The organism is Dysgonomonas sp. BGC7, assembly GCF_001261735.1.
Taxonomy (GTDB): Bacteria; Bacteroidota; Bacteroidia; order Bacteroidales; family Dysgonomonadaceae; genus Dysgonomonas.
The window spans coordinates 161,465-178,724 of the sequence record NZ_CVRP01000006.1; the positions used below are offsets into that span (position 1 = coordinate 161,465).

A 17,260-nucleotide genomic window follows, 5' to 3' on the forward strand; every position below is an offset into this window, starting at 1 on the left:
ATAATATGTGAGAGTTATTATTTTTATGCGCACAAAGATACATCATTTTTTTGATATACGAATATTCGAAATCCTTTGAACCGACTCGAAACATATGCTCTTTCCTATTCTGCCAATCGATATGTATTTTAAACTCGTCTTGGCTTTTCAACCACGAAGTGGCACAGAGTAGCACGGAGTATAAAATATCGGGAAGAAAGGCTATTTTACACATTTTTTGTTCAAGAACCGTTTCGTGATCTTGAAAAAACTCCGTTTTACTCTGTGGTTGAAATAAAAGTCGAGACGACTTCGTAGATAAAGTTTAGAGAATCAGTTTATAAAGACTTCTGGCTACAGTTTAATTTATCAAAATGTTTTAAAACAAAATTTTTTACAATGGCTATAATAAAATAAATAACTAATTTTGAGCATATATAAACAAAGAGAGTTAAAAAGGCTACAACCTTGTATAAAAATATGGATGCGAAAGTACGTTTGTCAGTTTTAGGGTTTTCTTTCAATCAAACACAGTCCGGGGCATATGGTCTTGTTTTGGCTGAAGAAGATGGTGTGCGTCGGTTAATGATAGTTGTCGGAGCACCCGAAGCTCAATCTATAGCATTCAATTTGCAGGGTTCTGTACCTCCCCGTCCGCTCACTCACGACTTGTTCAAGTCGTTGTGTGTCGAGTTGGGTATAATACTGCGCGAAGTGGAGATATATAAATATGAAGACGGAGTTTTTTTTTCAAAAATGATTTTTGTACAAGGAGATAAAACAGTACAAATTGAGTCGAGAACATCTGATGCTGTGGGAATAGCTCTCAGAACAAAATCCCCCGTATATACTACCGAGCTTATAATGCAGGAACAGGCTGTGGTTTTTGAAGATAATGTTATTCAGGAAAATCCGATAGAGGACGAAAAAGACAATCTTGCTCTCGACTATTCTTTGCTGAATCAGGATGAACTCGAATCGCTGCTGAAAGACGCTATAGCCGGAGAAGACTATGAGCTGGCATCATTGATTCGTGATGAACTGAGAAAGAAGCAGGAATAAATACTTTATTATTTAATCAGGCTTGTAGAATTTGAGCTTATATATGCCCATTTAGAATGAAGACAACCGCAAGGACTACCTCTTCAAAATGTGATAGCAATTATTTTTATTTATTAAAGTGTTTAAAATCAAATATTTGTGTTTCGTTTTTTAATTTTATTTCAAAAAAAAGAGAAAAACTGTAACCAAATGTGTATTCGGGTAGTCATATTTACGAAAACAGAATATTAATGATATAAATAATATTGAATTATGGAAGATTTTATGGATGGTCTGGTGCCAATACTTGGTGTGATATGCATATTTGGACTCCCTGTTATATTGGGCACATATCTGGTCGCAAAATCTATATCTGCAAGACGTGAAGAAAGAATGACTTTGGTAAGGCAAGGTATAATTCCTCCCGAAAAAAGAAAACCGACTCCGAACAAATACAGATCGCTTCGCAATGGCTTCTTATGTATCGGAATAGCAATCGGACTTATAGTCGGTATTGTAATAATAGAAACTGCACTGAAAGATATGGACTATGATTTCCTTATACCTGTGGCATGCGTCATGCTATTTCTGGGTATAGCCTATGTGGCCTTTTATACAGTTGTTAAGGATAAATCGGAACTGGACAACGACGCCGAATAATGGACGAAAAGCTACAGATACGCAAAGTTCTGAAAGGAGATACTTCTGCTTTCGGATACTTTGTGGATACCTATCAAGACATGGCCATTACTATAGCCTACCGCATCTGTGGCAACAAGCAGGATGCGGAAGATATAGTACAGAATGCCTTTGTCAAAGCTTTTCATAACTTACATACTTTTCGGTCCGACAGTAAATTCTCTACTTGGTTTTATCGTATAGTCTATAATACGGCTGTAACAGAAACACGCTCTTCGACATACAACACGGAATTTGTTGACTACAAGCTTATTGATTCAGACTCTTCTTTTTCCGATCTGGACACAATGGCTCAGGTAGAAGACAGAGAACGTAAGGCAATGGTTAACGATGCTCTGGAAAAAATGCCTAAAGATGAAGGGGTTTTGCTCACGTTATACTATCTGGAAGATACCTCGGTGAAAGATATAGCCCAGATAACCGGATTGACAGATACAAACATAAAAGTTAAACTGCATAGGGCACGAAAGCGGTTTGCCGAAGAGATGAGTAAGCTTATGAAATATGAAGTGCCTGATTAAAAATTTTATTACTTTTGAATTATGGATAATAATAACATACAAAAAATGCAAGATGATAAGATCAAAGATCTGCTTTCAGGCACTACGCTGAAAGCCTCTGATAATCTTAAATATAGAATAATGCATCAGATTGAGGCCGAAAAAGCCTTAGCTCCCAAGAAGGCTACAGCTTCGCGCTTCCCTCTCGAAAATATGCTTTCTATTTTTGGTATAATGTACGCACTTATAGCCGTTGTTGGTTTGGTGGTATATTTTACATCGGGTGCAGAGTCTCTTCTGTCGGCTGTATTCTACATCCCTGCGCTATCCATAGCATCTATATGTATGATGTTTTGGGCAATATCTGTGTTCGATGACAAAAGACGAAGCGAACATAAAAGTAAATAAGAAATCTAAACTTACTTGTCTTACCTTTGTAAAGGTTCTGCAATTATGGCACAAATACCTCGTTGATTTTTTCCTCCAACCCAATTGTTTGCCTGTACTAAGCAGATAGCAGTTGTAGGTGTAATCCATATTTCGGCAGGAGGAAAATCACGATGATTATTCTTAAATAGCTCATTGTATTTATCCCTCAATGTAGTTTGAGTTATATCTTTACCTTCATAAATATATTTCGATGGACCATATAGTTCTGTTATATATGAACTAAGGAAAGTATATTCCATTTTATACTTGACTTCCAAGGCCTCTCTGTCATCGCTGTCTGGATGCCAATTAAAATCATTTATGTCAGGTGTCGATATTGTTTTTGTGCTTTTAAAATTAGACTCTGCCGACCAAGGTACTAAAAACATTTCAACATACTCTCTATCTATATCTTCAACTATATAATATAGATTTAAACTCACCCCTCCTATTTTTGTCCACCCTTCATGGGTTGGAAGATAGTTGTTAGGAGTAAGCCCTGTAGTATAATATAGATATTCATTTTTAATCTTGGTATTCCATTTTATATTAAAAAAATCTCCCTTTGGTTTTTCAACTGTATATGTAACGGAATCAATACTGACAGCCTTTCCATCCTTGTATCCTAATGCATACGCTTTATTTTCCCCGATACGGTAATCCGTAATTCTTATATCCCTTTCGTCTTTTTCCCCAGCAAAGAAAAATATTCCATACACTACTCCGTTTGTTTTCCATGTGATGCTGTCGTAAGTATTGTAGAGTAAATCCAGATCGACGTCTATACTCAATTTTATATCCTCAAAAGGAACAATGCTGGTTTTTGATGCTATGAGCTTTATTGAAGAGTCTGGCTCTACATGTATTTCATCATCATTTGAACAAGCCGAAAACAATAAAGTTAATGAAAAGAGAGCTAAGCTAAGTTTTAAGAATGAGTTTCTCATAAGTTTGTTTCATTAGGTGTTATTCGCAAGACAAATATAATAATATAAAATGGAACAAGAACAGTGTTTTAACTATCAATAGCTAGTATTGATTAAATAAGTTTTCAATGTCAATTCGTACCGTTGTATATATTCAGTGAATAAAAAGTTTTATCTTTGTAGCCTGAAAATAAAAACTATAAAAGAATAATGGCATTACAATGTGGTATAGTTGGGCTTCCCAACGTAGGTAAATCGACTTTGTTCAACTGTTTATCAAATGCGAAAGCTCAATCGGCAAACTTCCCTTTTTGCACCATAGAACCCAATGTCGGGGTTATAACAGTTCCTGACGAACGGTTAAATAAGCTTTCAGAGTTGGTGAAACCAAACCGTATTGTTCCCACTACGGTAGAAATAGTGGATATAGCCGGTCTTGTAAAAGGAGCCAGTAAGGGAGAAGGATTAGGAAATAAATTTTTGGCGAATATCCGTGAGACAGATGCTATCCTGCATGTATTGCGTTGCTTCGATGACGACAATATTACACACGTGGACGGTAGTGTAAACCCTGTTCGCGACAAAGAGATAATAGACATAGAACTCCAGTTGAAAGATCTGGAAACCGTACAAGCCCGATTACAAAAAGTAGAAAAACAAGCAAAAACAGGAGGCGACAAAGACGCTAAACGTGCCTATGATGTCCTTTTGCAATTTAAAGAGGCTTTGGATCAAGGCCGGTCTGCACGTACAGTTAAGTTCGATAATAAAGAAGATGAAAAAATAGCCAAAGAGGTGTATTTGCTTACCTACAAACCTGTACTTTATGTATGTAATGTTGACGAAGCCAGTGCCGTATCGGGTAATAAATATGTGGAGCAGGTGCGTGAGGCTGTAAAGGACGAAGATGCAGAGATACTGGTTGTAGCAGCAAAGATAGAATCGGAAATCGCAGAATTTGAATCTTACGAAGAGCGTGAAATGTTTCTTTCCGAAATAGGGTTGGAAGAGTCCGGAGTAGCCCGTCTTATCAAGTCGGCTTACAAGCTTTTGGGCTTGCAGACATATTTTACAGCAGGAGTTCAGGAAGTTCGTGCATGGACGTTTACTGCCGGATGGAAAGCACCACAATGCGCCGGAGTTATACATACCGACTTCGAAAAAGGATTTATCCGTGCAGAGGTTATAAAGTTCAATGATTTTGTAACGCTTGGTTCCGAAGCAGCAGTGAAAGAAGCCGGTAAAATGAATGTAGAAGGTAAAGAATATGTAGTGCAGGATGGTGATATAATGCACTTCCGATTTAATGTATAAAAATATAGACATCCTTTAAGAAATGATTATAAACTACGATTCTCCCGGACAGTTATGTAATAGAATATGGTCTTTAGTGCCATCTATCGCCTACGGTCTCAAATACAAGGAGAAAGTTTTAGTCATTAATATGGATGGATACACAGAACCGTTCGACAATCTTAATAAAAATAGACTGGTACGGTTTGCTTCCCGCAAATTGCTTAAAAGAACATTGATGTCTTTCAAAGCTAGAGGCTATATACAGAACGGAAGATCGAATATATTCAGAAGACTGTTTGGATTTAATTTTGTCGAAGGCTGGTCTAACAGATTAGGCAATGCCGAAATGGTTGAAGAACAATCGACTGAAATAAGGAATATTTTTTCTTTCAATACAAATATCGCAAATGCGGTCGATTCCGAATTCGCAGTATTACCCCAATCGGTGATTGTTGTAGGAGTACACATCAGGCGTGGAGATTATAAAGAATGGCTCGGCGGAATATACTATTATACCGATGAAGAGTATGTGTGTATTCTTAGAAATATCAAAGAGCAGTTTGAAAGTAGAGGGCAACAGGTAAAATTTCTGTTATGTTCGAATGAAAAGATAAATCTTGAGAATTACAATAGCCTTGAATGTTTTACTTTGAGTTGTTCATCAGGATCACATGATTTATACGCTCTTTCTAAATGTGATTATATTATTGGGCCTCCAAGCTCATATTCACAGTGGGCCTCTTTTTGGGGAAGAATACCTGTCAAATTTATAAAGTCGGCTAAAGAAATAATAACCTTATCGGATTTTTCAGAAATCATTTCATTCAACAGATTTAGCAATGGAAGTATTCTGAATATTGATTAACATATTAAAAAAAGAAAACAATGATTGTTTCTGCTGTTAAAAAAGATTATCCGGTGTTGATAGATATATGGGAGAGTGCGGTAAAAGCTACACACCATTTCTTGTCGGACGAAGACTTCGAATTCTACAAATCCCATATTCCGATCTATTTTCAGCATGTTACACTATTTGTATATAAAGATGACAAAGGTGTGATAAAAGGATTTTTGGGAGTGGAGGATGATAGTATCGAAATGCTGTTTGTAGATAACGAAAGCCGTGGAACCGGCATAGGACGCGTTTTACTCGATTATGCCGTAAATACGCTTAATACTCGCAGAGTAGATGTGAATGAGCACAACACTCAGGCTCTCGAGTTTTATTATCACTTTGGTTTCAGAGAAGTAGACAGATCTGAATACGATGGTGAAGGAAAAGAATACCCCATTCTGCATCTCGAGAAAAGTTAATTGTTTGGGTTATAATACCTCCGCAACGGCATTTTTATACATTACTAATTTGTAGACCAAGAAAAAATATCTTACTTTGTTTAGTTATTCTTGGCTGATAATGATTAATGAAAAAAAACAATGGCAAAAGGGAAAATTACAACTGTATTATTCGGATTAGATGGAGTAGTTGTTGACACAGAGCACGACTACGATAAGTTTTGGAGCAAAGTGGCAGAAGACCATGAATTGAAGATTAACAATTTTTCTTCAATTATAAAGGGAATGACTCTTAACTCCATAATTGAGCTTTATTTTACTATTTCTAGTCCTGAAGAAAAACAGGCCATAAGGAATGCTGCTTCCGAAATGGAACAGTCTCTCGATTATAAAAAAATAACTATTCCGGGCGTTCTTGATTTTATCAAATACGTGAAAGATAGCGGGTATAAGGTTGGTTTGGTTACCAGTTCTCCTGCCGGCAAAGTAAATGTCGTACTAGACCAATTGTCTCTGGTCGATACTTTCGATACAGTGATTACATCCGATAGTATCAAGAAAGGTAAACCAGACCCAATGGGTTATGTGTTAGCAAAGACAAATTTGGGAGTACTGTCTGCCGAATGTGTTGTATTCGAAGACTCATTTACAGGAATTAAAGCTGCTACTTATGCGTTTATGAGAGTTATAGGGGTGGCTACAACATTAGGGGAAGATTTTCTTAAAGACTATACATTCGGTACAATCACCGATTTTACAGATACAGAGAAATTGAAGAAGTATTTAGATTGATCCCTCTTTTACTAACTTATACGGGGCTGGTTCTATAACAGGATCAGCCTTTTTCTATTTTCTTTGCGAACACACTTTTTCTAAAATCGCTGATTCCTATATTTTTTTCTATCTTTGTTTGTCCATAACTAATTATAAAGAACCCATCTAAATAAGATAATATCGTGTCGAAAAAAGTAGCAGAAACCCCGTTGATGAAGCAGTATTTTGAGATCAAGAGCAAGCATCCCGATGCTATATTACTGTTTCGTGTGGGCGACTTTTACGAGACCTTTTCTCAGGATGCTATAGATGCGGCCGAAATACTTGGGATAACGCTTACTCGGAGAGCCAATGGGGCAGCTCAGTTTGTCGAATTGGCGGGTTTTCCTCATCATGCGTTAGATACTTATCTGCCAAAACTGGTACGTGCCGGAAAACGTGTCGCCATTTGCGATCAGCTGGAAGATCCTAAACAGACAAAAACGTTGGTGAAAAGGGGAATAACCGAGCTGGTAACTCCCGGAGTTTCTATCAACGATAATATACTTAATCACAAAGAGAATAATTTCCTTTGCGCTATCCATTTTGCAAAAAGTGGTTGCGGCATCTCTTTGTTAGATATTTCGACAGGAGAATTTCTTGTTGCCGAAGGGACAAAGGAATACGTTGATAAGCTTCTTACCAATTTCTCCCCTAAGGAAGTCTTGGTGGAAAGAAGTAAAAAAAAGTTTTTTGAAGAAAATTTTGGATCCCGTTTCTTTATTTTCGAACTCGAAGATTGGGTTTTTACAGAAGATACTGCCCGCGACAGACTCCTTAAACATTTTGAAACGAAGAATCTGAAAGGTTTCGGTGTAGAGCACCTTGTCAATGGTGTGATCGCTGCGGGAACTATATTGCATTATCTGGATGTTACCCAACATACGCAAATAGGACATATAACGTCTCTTTCGCGTATAGAGGAAGATAAATATGTACGTCTCGATAAGTTTACTGTTCGTAGTCTTGAGCTTATTTCTACAATGAACGAAGGGGGAAAAAGCCTTCTTGATATTTTAGACAAAACCGTATCACCAATGGGTGCGCGTATGCTTCGCCGTTGGCTGGTATTCCCGTTGAAAGACGAGAAGCCTATAAACAGCCGCTTGTCTGTGGTCGAATATTTCTTCAAAGATCTTGAATTGAAGAATCTGTTGGAAGAACAGTTGTCGCTCATCGGAGACTTGGAGCGTATTATCTCTAAAGTTGCAGTAAACAGGATTACTCCTCGCGAAGTAGTTCAACTAAAGGTTGCCTTGAAGGCAATAGAACCCATTCGCAGCGCTTTTCTTGCTTCGGACGAGCCAAGCCTGCGCGAAATAGGAGAGAAGCTAAACCCATGCCCCGTAATAAGAGACCGTATAGAAAGAGAGATACACCCCGATCCTCCAACAATGATCAACAGAGGCAGCGTTATCAATAAAGGTATAAACGCTGATCTGGACGAATTGCGTGATATTGCTTTCTCCGGAAAAGACTATTTACTCAAAGTACAGCAAAGGGAAACGGAGGCAACAGGTATATCTTCTCTCAAGATTAGCTTTAATAACGTTTTTGGCTACTATATAGAAGTTCGTAATACACACAAGGATAAAGTTCCTGCCGACTGGATTCGTAAACAGACTCTTGTAAACGCTGAGCGTTACATTACACAAGAGCTAAAAGAATATGAGGAGAAGATACTGGGAGCCGAAGAGAAAATATTATCACTGGAGACTAATATCTTCAACGACTTGGTACATAGCCTTATCGAATACATTCCTACCATACAGGTAAATGCTAATCTGATAGCTCAGACAGATTGCTTACTTTCTTTTGCGAAAACAGCAAAGGAAAATAAATATATTCGTCCCCAGATCAACGATTCGGATACTCTTAAAATAAAAAATGGACGCCATCCCGTTATAGAGAAGCAGTTGCCATTGGGAGAGTCATATATTGCAAATGATGTTTTTCTCGATAGCGATTCTCAGCAGATCATAATTATTACAGGACCCAATATGGCGGGTAAGTCTGCTCTCCTTCGTCAAACAGCATTGATAACTTTGATGGCACAGGCAGGAAGTTTTGTGCCGGCCGAATCGGCTCAGATAGGTTTGGTAGATAAGATATTTACCCGTGTAGGGGCCTCTGATAATATCTCGCTAGGGGAATCTACCTTTATGGTGGAAATGAACGAGGCTTCGGACATACTTAACAATCTTTCGCCGAAAAGTCTTGTTTTATTCGATGAATTGGGGCGTGGAACAAGTACCTATGATGGCATATCCATTGCATGGGCTATTGTAGAATATATACACGAACATCCCAAAGCAAAGGCAAAAACGCTGTTTGCAACACACTACCATGAGCTTAACGAGATGGAGAAATCTTTTAAGCGGATCAAGAACTTCAATGTATCTGTCAAAGAAATAGATAATAAGATAATTTTCTTACGAAAACTTGTTGCCGGAGGAAGCGAGCATAGCTTTGGTATACATGTGGCTAAAATGGCAGGTATGCCGCAAAGCATCGTGAAGCGTGCAAACAATATCCTTAAACAGTTGGAGACAGACAACCGTAAACAAGGAATATCTAAACCTATAACAGACATTCAGGAAAAGAGAGAGGGCTATCAGCTTAATTTCTTTCAGCTCGATGATCCTGTATTGAGCCAGGTACGTGACGAAATAAAATCGCTTGATGTAAATAATCTGACCCCTGTAGAGGCTCTGAACAAGCTCAACGATATAAAGAAAATTGTTTCTGGTAAGTAGACGAGGTTTTCTTACTATTTTTTTATTTCTTTGCATTCTCAAACATTCTGATTTACAAAATAATGAATCATAAAAAAATATTAGTTACAGGAGGAGCCGGATTTATAGGTTCTCATCTTTGCGAAAGATTGCTTGCCGAAGGCAACGAAGTGTTGTGCTTGGATAATTATTTTACCGGATCGAAAGATAATGTTGTTCACTTACTCGACAATCCTTATTTTGAACTGATAAGACACGATGTTGTGCATCCTTTCCATGCGGATGTGGATGAAATATACAATCTTGCATGCCCTGCATCTCCGGTTCATTATCAATACAATGCGATTAAGACCATCAAAACATCTGTAATGGGCGCTATAAATATGCTTGGTTTGGCAAAGCGTTTGCGAGCAAAAGTTCTACAAGCATCCACCAGCGAAGTATATGGTGATCCGCATGTACATCCACAACCCGAATCTTATTGGGGCAATGTAAACCCGATTGGAATCCGTTCGTGTTACGATGAAGGAAAACGCTGTGCTGAGACTCTCTTTATGGACTATCACCGTCAGAATGGAGTGAGAATAAAAATAGTACGTATATTCAATACTTATGGACCACGTATGAATCCGGAAGACGGACGGGTTGTGTCTAATTTTATTGTACAAGCATTGAGGGGAGAGGATATCACAATCTACGGAGATGGTTTGCAGACGCGTAGTTTTCAGTATGTAGATGATATGGTTGAGGCTATGGTGAGGATGATGGCTACTGACGACTCTTTCGTAGGTCCTGTAAATACAGGGAATCCGGGCGAATTTACTATGCTCGAACTTGCCAATCTGGTTTTGGAACTTACCGGGTCTAAGTCGAAGCTAATATTTCAACCACTTCCAAGTGATGATCCTAAGCAAAGAAAACCGGATATTAGTCTTGCTAAAGAGAAACTGAACTGGGAGCCTAAAATAAAATTAAGAGACGGGCTTGTGAAAACAATTGAGTATTTCGATAAAGTCATTTAATCTCTGTATGATTTTCCTTAACACAGGAATTTTTTTATTTGGGTTGTTACATTTTTTGTTGATGTGGCAAGTTGTGTTTATCTACAAAAAGGATTGGAGAAGTGCATTTGTTTCTGCAGCTCTCTATTTTGGTCTTTTTATTTGTATTCTGACAGAGCTTTTGAGTGTTTTTAATTCCCTTGGTTTTGTCGGTGTGTTGTCAGGATGGTTGATATATGGTATTTGCCTTTCGGTTTTTCTCTTTGTTAAGTATAAGAAAGGAGAATTCTCTGTTCTGAAAATACCTTTTTCCTTCCTTCGGAAAAAGGAAAGCCTATTTCTAGGGTTCCTTTTGCTTGTTACTTTCTTTATTGCAGTTTGTTATCCTCCCAATAATTGGGATTCAATGACCTATCATTTGCCAAGAATAGAGCATTGGTTACAAAATGGGAACTTAGATCATTATTATACATCCAATCTCAGACAAGTTGTCTCTGCTCCATTTGCAGAAATTGCAATTCTACATGGAAGAGTTTTGTCTGGTGACGATTGGCTTATGAATCTTGTCCAATGGTCTGCATACTTAGGAACTATTATTGTGATTTCGAGAATAGCGGCTTCTCTCGGGTTAGACAGAAGAAAGCAGATAATCGCTTCTCTCTTCTTTGCAACTTTACCCATGGCTATACTTCAGGCATCGAGTACACAAACTGATTTGGTCGAGGCTTTTTGGATAGTTTGTCTGGTTGATAGATTCTTTTCGTGGAAAAAAGAGAGAACTTTACTGCTTAGCGTTGATTTCGGAATTGCTCTTGGGCTGGCTATCTTGACAAAAGGGACGGCTTATGCATTTGCTCTTCCTTTCGTTGCCTATTTCGCCATCCTTTGTTGCAAAGATTATCGGAAGTATATGGTTGGGGCTGTTCTTGCTGCTGTTATATGTCTTGCTATTAATATGCCACATTTTACAAGAAACTATATATCATATAAGAATCCTTTAGGCATACATAGTGATAAGACGGTTTCGGACTTCTCTCTTAGCTCATTTGCTATATCCTTCGTTTCTGGCGCTTATGTAAATGTTCCGGTTCCATTGCCTTTCAGCATTGAGATAAATAATGCTTTAAAAGAGGTTGATAAATCAAAATTTCCGTATGGAAGCTTACTTGTTCACTCCTATGGTAGTTGGAAAAATGACATTAAAAATATTCCTCCCTTCCATGAAGATACTGCACGAAATACATTACATTTCATTATTTTTTTAATTGCTCTTTTTGTCTCTCTCTATAAGAAAAAATATAGGGTATATGCTTCTCTTGTAGCTTTATCATGGTGTGTATTTGCATTTTTTATTCCTTGGCAACCATGGGTAACTCGTTTACAGGTTCCTCTTTTTGCAATATCTGCTCCTCTCTTTGCGGCTCTTTTCGATAGCGAAAAAAGATTGAGATCCTTGAATTTTATATTGTTATTTATATGCTGTTTTTCTTTACTACCTTTATTTTTTAATAGAATACGGCCTTTGCTTTCGATTAATCAAATTCCTGTCATCAAAAACTGGACTGTGAAGGAAAATATTTGGAATACTAGTAGAGAAAGATTGCTTTTCAATAATAAATCATATCTTTATGAAGATTATAGGGATGCGTGCATTTCATTAAGTGAAAACAATGTTCAGGATATTGCTCTTGTTATAGGGGGAGACTCGTGGGAATATCCTCTTTGGTATCATTTAAGACACTCTATGGTTTCCTTGCCCCATATACAACATTTGGCAATTGATTCAATTCAAAACAGTTCACAGAAAGTTTTCTTTATAAATATTCAGCGTGATGAAACTATTACTATTGACTCAACCTCAATAGAAGTAAAGAAAGATATTCCTTCTGTTTATTACAGAGATAATGCAAACAAAACAAAGTAAAAGAATAAAACTATTTGTGCGATTTTATTATCTTTATCCACAAAATTATATCTTACAACACAATCATGTACGAACAACTTGAAAACCTGTCGAAAAAGAAAACTATTATACTCTTCACTTTTGTCTTTTTATTTTCTTCTGTTTTATATTCTATTGCTATATATCTGGCCGGAGTTAATCTTGCTTTCGACGAACTATATTCGATAGCGATGACAGACTACTCGTATAGCGAAATTTATAATATTACTGCACGCGATGTACACCCACCTTTGTTTTACTGGCTTCTGAAGCTTATTGGTGGTCTGTTTACATTTTCTCATTTCGAATTGTATGAATATCGTTATATAACAGGATTCTTTTATCTTACATCTTTGCTTGTTTGTTTCTTTCCTGTGAGAAGAATGTTTGGGAATACAACAGCATTTGCTACATCCCTTATTCTGGTTTTGTTACCGGTAGCGTTCTATACTTACAACTATGTGAGAATGTACTCTTTGGCCGTACCTTTGCTGTTGGCTGTATTCGTTTATATGTATGATGCTTATAGGAACAACTCCGGTTGGGCATGGGGCAAATTATTTATATTTTTGCTGGCTTCCATGTATACTCACTACTATGCACTTTTAGCTGCATTTTGGGGAATGATACTCTTTGTCGTTCTGATATTAGTAACTGAAAAGGGCGAAAAAAGAAAATCCGAAATCAAAAGATATTTTATTCTAGGGGCTGCTTTAGTTGTTTCTTATATACCTTGGTTGATAGAATTATACAAGCAAGTTACGACAGTAAAAGAAAATTACTGGATAACTAAGCCTACCATTGCTGAATTCTTATTTTCTTTACAATACTATTTTTCTCCAAAACATTTCGAAAAAAAATACACCGATTTCTTCTCATCATCGTGGCCTTTATTTTTTTCATTTTTGCTATTAGGCTTAACTCTTCTTATCTTTTATGTTGGACTCAGATCAAAAGAAGATAAAGAGAAGAAAACAATGGGGTTGTATGCCTCTTGCATTATGTGGGTAACAATAGCTTTCATAGTCTTATATTCATATTTGTTTAGTCCGGTATTCTTTGTGCGTTATCTTAGTACATATATAGGTTTATTTTCTGTAAGCTGCGCTATTTTTATTACTGCTATTATTAAAGAAAAAAAGAAGAGTGGAAATCTTCTTGTAGCTGCTTTTTTCTCTGTTCTTATCTTCTTATCTTGCATCTGCTATTATCTGAATGGTATAAGAAGAATAAATTCTCCGAAGGGAAATAAAGTGTACACCGAAAAGCTTGAAAAATTTATGAGAGGTACTAATGGTATAATATATACAGAAGAGATTTTATCTCCTAACCTTGCTACTATGTCCATGAACTATCCTCAATACGAGTATGTTATTTTAGATGATGGTATTACACCCCCTGAAATGTCATTCGTTCCAGACTTTAAGAATGACCCTTATGCTTTAGCCCCTTTCAGGTTGCTGAAATCTACGACCCAACTGAGTATTGATTCATTAAGTGTATATGCTACACCTTTTCCTGAGAGTATCGAACGTATTTTAGGAAAAGAATATGAAGTCGTAGAGCACCTTGATGGGTCTATATTATATAAATTCAGAAAAAAAGAATAACCCATCTTGAAATTATGTATAAGGCATTGTTTGAATAAAAGCCTGATAATGATAGTCAAATCAATTATATTACTTACTTTTGTATAAAATATAACGACAAATTTTTATGAAGCTCTCCATAGTTATTCCTGCTTACAATGAAGCCAGAACAATCCATTTGATTTTGGATAAAGTTATTGCTGTCGATCTTATTAATCATTTTACTAAAGAAATTATCATTGTTAATGATTGCTCTAAAGATGACACTATCGAGGTTGTGAAAAAATATATTGCCGAGCATCCTCAGGCTGATATGAAGCTTTTTGAGCAACCTGTAAATATGGGAAAAGGGGCTGCTCTTCATCGGGGTATAAAAGAAGCTACCGGAGATTATATAATAATACAGGATGCTGATCTCGAATACGATCCGGAAGAGTACAATATTTTGCTAAAACCTGTTGTTACAGGTTTTGCCGATGTCGTTTATGGTTCCAGATTTATGGGAGGTAATCCTCATCGGATCTTATTTTTCTGGCATTCGATAGGTAATAAGTTACTGACCACTGTTTCTAACATGTTTTCCAACCTGAATCTTACAGATATGGAGACTTGCTATAAACTGTTTCGTGCAGATATAATACAATCTATACCGCTTCAGGAAAGACGTTTCGGGTTCGAGCCGGAAGTAACGGCTAAGGTTGCCAGATATCCTAACGTAAGAATATATGAAGTTGGGATTTCTTATTATGGAAGAACTTATGAAGAGGGTAAAAAAATTGGATGGCGCGATGGTGTAAGAGCCTTTATCTGCATGCTCAAATATGGCCTTTTCAGAATGAAATAACCTAATTCTTTAGAGAATGGAAAAAAGATTCGATTGACTTGGTGAAATTATCCCATGACAATCGTTTTTTTTCTTTCTTAAGGTTCTTTCTGTATTCTTCTATATTATTATTCTGATCAAAAAAGTCTTTGATTCCTTTGGCAATATCTGAATGTGTAGGTTGTGGAACAACGAGTCCTGTTCCCGACTCTTTTACTGTAGTTCCCAAGGCTCCCACATTGGTCGCTATCATGGGCAATTCCATCTGATAAGCAAGAGCAACAACTCCACTCTGTGTTGCAGATCTGTATGGTAAAACTAGCGCATCTGAAGCCGAAAAGAGGGTAGATACCATATCGTCGGGGATGTACTGTTCGAAAACTACAATATTGTCCTTTAGCGACGATTGGTTTATAAGAGTAGCATATTTGTCGAAGCTTCCATAGCTTTCTCCTGCTATGATTAGCTGATACGAATTGTCGAACTCAGACATAGCTTCTATGAGAAGATCCAAGCCTTTGTAGTCTCTTATAAGTCCGAAGAACAATAGATTTTTTTTATCACTTTTTATTCCCAGCTTATCACATGCTTCTTCTTTCTCTATTCGTTCGGCATACTGGTCATATATAGGATGAGGTTGCAATAAGATGTTTGCATCCTTTCTGAGGGTTAGCAGGTCTTTCTTTACAGGTTTGCTCATCACAATAAAGGCATCACATCTGTTAAAAAAGAATTTAGCTAACGGCTTATCTATAATAGTTCGTTCATGAGATATGGCATTGTGAACAAGTGAAACAACCTTTGTTTTTTTATTTAGGAACATACATACCGATCCGTATGCAGGAGCTAGAAATGACATCCAATAGGGAATGATAAGCAGATCGGGAGAATATTTATTTATTAGCTTCGCTGTTTTTATGTACGACAAAGGGTTGACGCTGTTCAATATTCTTATGCTATCTATTACGGTTACAGGATCACCATCTTGTACATATTGGGTTTTTCCAGGAAAGAGAACGTTAGGGTATAAAGTTGTAAAAGTATAAGCTTTTACTTCATTTTGTTTCGACAATTCTGTATACAGTCTGGCATTTAGTTGAGCCAGACCTCCCCGATATGGGTAAAAAGGAGAAAGAATTGCTATTTTCATTCTGTTTTCTTCTCTAAAACTTTATGTATCTGTTCGACGATAGATGTTTCCGATATTCTATTTAGGCAGGCATAGTCTACCCGTTGACAAGGTAAGTCGCCAAAAACAGAGCAAGGACGACAATCCAGATCAATTTGTATGGCATTTTTCGGATCTTGTCTAAACCCATAAAAGCCAAGAGATGGATGGGTGGCACCCCATACGGACACAACGGGAACCTGTACCAGCGATGCAAGATGCATATTTGCCGAATCCATAGATAGCATTACATCTAAGTACGATATTAGTAATAGCTCTCTCGATAGGTTCAGTTTTCCTGTTGGGTTAATTATGTTTGGGTATTTCTGTTCCCATAGTGAAAGAACCTTTTGTTCTTCTTTTCCCGATCCAAAAAGGAATAATGTGGTGTTCTCTTCTTTAGACAGGGCTTCCACAACTTTTTCCATTTTTTCTAAAGGGTATATTTTTCCTTTGTGTTTAGAAAATGGAGCTATGCCTATCCATCTGCCTTTTTTCTCTGAAGTTATTGACTTTAGAGCGGAGAAATTTCTTGGCACAAAGTCGAATAGGTTGTTAAATACCATAGGAGCAGGAAAGCCCAGCTTGTCAAAAACATCCTGATAACGTTCGATTGTATGTTTTAGTGGTGGATATAATGTCTTATTGTCTATTGCGGCTTGCTTCTCTTCTCTGCCTTTATTTATATGTGCCGTTTTTCTGCCGAATATTTTCATTGAGTATCGAATGCCCTTCGACCGCAAAACATCATGTTCGTCAGCAATATGTGTATAACCTTGTGAAAGTATTTTCTCTGTTACTTTAAAATAGCCGCTAATTCCTTTATGCTTTTTACCAAGGTCGAGAGGAATAACGTTTATGTTAAAGCCCAGATTTTCGAACAACGGACTAAATGCTTTACGTGTCATTACAGAGAACCTATCCTGCGGATATTTCGATGCTACAGAAAATATCACAGGAACGAGCATAGCTACATCACCAAAAGAAGAAAATCTTATAACTAATACTTTAGCCATAATTAGGAGT

General features: G+C 37.1%; 16 protein-coding genes. 13 read left to right on the forward strand and 3 right to left on the reverse strand.

What is annotated here, in order from left to right; translation table 11 throughout:
• The first annotated feature begins 459 nt into the window (after nt 1-459).
• From BGC7_RS04500 to BGC7_RS04515, 4 genes are all read left to right on the forward strand, one after another.
• A complete protein-coding gene (locus tag BGC7_RS04500; RefSeq protein ID WP_050700368.1) occupies nt 460-1,041 on the forward strand; it encodes a bifunctional nuclease family protein in 582 nt (193 codons plus the stop codon).
• A gap of 252 nt (nt 1,042-1,293) precedes the next feature.
• On the forward strand, nt 1,294-1,680 hold the full coding sequence (locus BGC7_RS04505) for a DUF6249 domain-containing protein (protein ID WP_050700369.1): 387 nt from the start codon (nt 1,294-1,296) through the stop codon (nt 1,678-1,680).
• Entirely contained in the window at nt 1,680-2,240 is a 561-nt protein-coding gene (locus tag BGC7_RS04510; protein ID WP_050700370.1) for an RNA polymerase sigma factor, read from the forward strand. The genes BGC7_RS04505 and BGC7_RS04510 overlap by 1 nt, the downstream gene beginning before the upstream one ends.
• A gap of 21 nt (nt 2,241-2,261) precedes the next feature.
• Nucleotides 2,262-2,627 (forward strand): hypothetical protein, encoded by a 366-nt coding sequence (locus BGC7_RS04515; RefSeq protein WP_242034342.1) that lies wholly within the window; start codon nt 2,262-2,264, stop codon nt 2,625-2,627.
• 20 nt (nt 2,628-2,647) lie between these two features.
• Here the strand turns inward: BGC7_RS04515 and BGC7_RS04520 are convergent, their stop codons facing one another.
• Nucleotides 2,648-3,595: a hypothetical protein gene (locus BGC7_RS04520; protein WP_050700371.1), complete on the reverse strand. Its 948-nt coding sequence runs from the start codon at nt 3,593-3,595 to the stop codon at nt 2,648-2,650.
• 189 nt (nt 3,596-3,784) lie between these two features.
• On the opposite strand from BGC7_RS04520, the gene ychF reads away from it, so the two are divergent.
• From ychF to BGC7_RS04565, 9 genes are all read left to right on the forward strand, one after another.
• Nucleotides 3,785-4,888: a redox-regulated ATPase YchF gene (ychF, locus tag BGC7_RS04525; protein ID WP_050700372.1), complete on the forward strand. Its 1,104-nt coding sequence runs from the start codon at nt 3,785-3,787 to the stop codon at nt 4,886-4,888.
• Between the two features lie 22 nt (nt 4,889-4,910).
• Nucleotides 4,911-5,735, forward strand: coding sequence for an alpha-1,2-fucosyltransferase (locus BGC7_RS04530; protein ID WP_050700373.1), 825 nt, complete (start codon nt 4,911-4,913; stop codon nt 5,733-5,735).
• Between the two features lie 20 nt (nt 5,736-5,755).
• On the forward strand, nt 5,756-6,184 hold the full coding sequence (locus tag BGC7_RS04535) for a GNAT family N-acetyltransferase (RefSeq protein WP_050700374.1): 429 nt from the start codon (nt 5,756-5,758) through the stop codon (nt 6,182-6,184).
• A gap of 120 nt (nt 6,185-6,304) precedes the next feature.
• A complete protein-coding gene (locus tag BGC7_RS04540; RefSeq protein ID WP_050700375.1) occupies nt 6,305-6,955 on the forward strand; it encodes an HAD family hydrolase in 651 nt (216 codons plus the stop codon).
• A gap of 194 nt (nt 6,956-7,149) precedes the next feature.
• Nucleotides 7,150-9,732 (forward strand): DNA mismatch repair protein MutS, encoded by a 2,583-nt coding sequence (gene mutS / locus BGC7_RS04545; protein ID WP_185112950.1) that lies wholly within the window; start codon nt 7,150-7,152, stop codon nt 9,730-9,732.
• Between the two features lie 62 nt (nt 9,733-9,794).
• Nucleotides 9,795-10,733, forward strand: a complete 939-nt coding sequence (locus tag BGC7_RS04550; protein WP_050700377.1) for a UDP-glucuronic acid decarboxylase family protein — start codon at nt 9,795-9,797, stop codon at nt 10,731-10,733.
• Between the two features lie 61 nt (nt 10,734-10,794).
• Nucleotides 10,795-12,636, forward strand: coding sequence for an ArnT family glycosyltransferase (locus tag BGC7_RS04555; RefSeq protein ID WP_050700378.1), 1,842 nt, complete (start codon nt 10,795-10,797; stop codon nt 12,634-12,636).
• Between the two features lie 65 nt (nt 12,637-12,701).
• Nucleotides 12,702-14,264 carry a glycosyltransferase family 39 protein gene (locus tag BGC7_RS04560; RefSeq protein WP_050700379.1) on the forward strand — a complete coding sequence of 521 codons (1,563 nt, stop codon included), beginning with the start codon at nt 12,702-12,704 and terminating at the stop codon, nt 14,262-14,264.
• Nucleotides 14,265-14,370: 106 nt separating this feature from the next.
• Nucleotides 14,371-15,087, forward strand: coding sequence for a glycosyltransferase family 2 protein (locus BGC7_RS04565; protein ID WP_050700380.1), 717 nt, complete (start codon nt 14,371-14,373; stop codon nt 15,085-15,087).
• 1 nt (nt 15,088) lies between these two features.
• Here BGC7_RS04565 and BGC7_RS04570 read toward each other — a convergent pair whose 3' ends face one another.
• The gene (locus BGC7_RS04570; protein ID WP_050700381.1) at nt 15,089-16,216 is read right to left on the reverse strand and encodes a glycosyltransferase; all 1,128 of its coding nucleotides are present in this window, start codon (nt 16,214-16,216) and stop codon (nt 15,089-15,091) included.
• Entirely contained in the window at nt 16,213-17,250 is a 1,038-nt protein-coding gene (locus BGC7_RS04575; protein ID WP_050700382.1) for a glycosyltransferase family 9 protein, read from the reverse strand. The genes BGC7_RS04570 and BGC7_RS04575 overlap by 4 nt, the downstream gene beginning before the upstream one ends.
• Between the last annotated feature and the right edge of the window lie 10 nt (nt 17,251-17,260).